The organism is Ruminiclostridium hungatei, assembly GCF_002051585.1.
Taxonomy (GTDB): Bacteria; Bacillota; Clostridia; order Acetivibrionales; family DSM-1351; genus Ruminiclostridium; species Ruminiclostridium hungatei.
Genome location: NZ_MZGX01000079.1, coordinates 1 through 1,021, shown reverse-complemented (window position 1 = coordinate 1,021; position 1,021 = coordinate 1). Strand labels below are relative to the sequence as shown.

The 1,021-nt window shown below is 32.3% G+C and carries 1 rRNA gene; it reads left to right on the top strand.

From position 1 onward, the window contains the following. The first annotated feature begins 4 nt into the window (after positions 1 to 4). A 5S ribosomal RNA gene (gene rrf, locus CLHUN_RS21625) occupies positions 5 to 121 on the top strand. Positions 122 to 1,021: the final 900 nt, after the last annotated feature.

Here is a 1,021-nt window from a genome sequence, read left to right as displayed (position 1 = left end):
ATTTTCTGGTGGAAATGACGAGATGGATACACCCGTTCCCATACCGAACACGGCAGTTAAGCATCTCAGTGCTGATAATACTTGGCTGGACACGGCCCGGGAAAGTAAGTCTCTGCCAGATTTATATCAAGACCTCAAGTTCAAAACTTGAGGTCTTGTTTGTTTTGAGGAATATCAACACAAAGAATTGGGAATCCATAGTTACCATCAAATAAGAACGTGCATTGAATCATTGATTTATTCATGAGATAATCTCCGATATATTAGAATGCCTTGTTCAAGGTTCAATGAAGAGCCGGATTTCTTGAATAGCCTCTGCCCTGGAAGCCGGAAAGTGATTAGTATGTATCAGCTTTTTCGGCTTTTTCCATGCCATTTTATTTGGCGGTTACAAACAAGCAAATATTTACATTTATAGTTAATTAATATATTATTTTATTAGAGAGATTGTATTTTTGTTTGAAATGGCTGTTAAATACTCATTTAAATTTACTTATAGATAAGTGGATTAGTGAGGGTGAGAAAGATGCAAATTGGATTGAATGCTGAAAGGCAGGAGGTATCTGCTGCCGAAGCGGGAAAAGCAGATTTCGAAAAAAGATATAGCAGACAGTTTTAAATTCCTGAATGTCGCAAGCCTTAATAAGAATATTTGTGTTTGAATACATTTATCAAACATGTGTAAAAAAGAATTAGAGTCAGATTTAGTTGACATAAATCAGTCTGGAATTTGAAAAGAAATATTTTAAATGATGGATTGCGATATTGTTAAACTTTATAAAACCTTTGGTGACAGACATATTTTGTGCCAAGCAGAAGGTGTTTAATTATTCAAATTATTCCATAAATATATAAGTACTTCCGGTTCGGATTTGTATTTTCTAGATTCTATAAATTTTATCAACGTACAAACCTATTAAAAAGTCAAGAAATGTGAAATATTAATTTGGTAATAATGACTAAATATGTTGATAAATATATTCCATTATGTTAATATAAAAAATACCATAGGATACATATG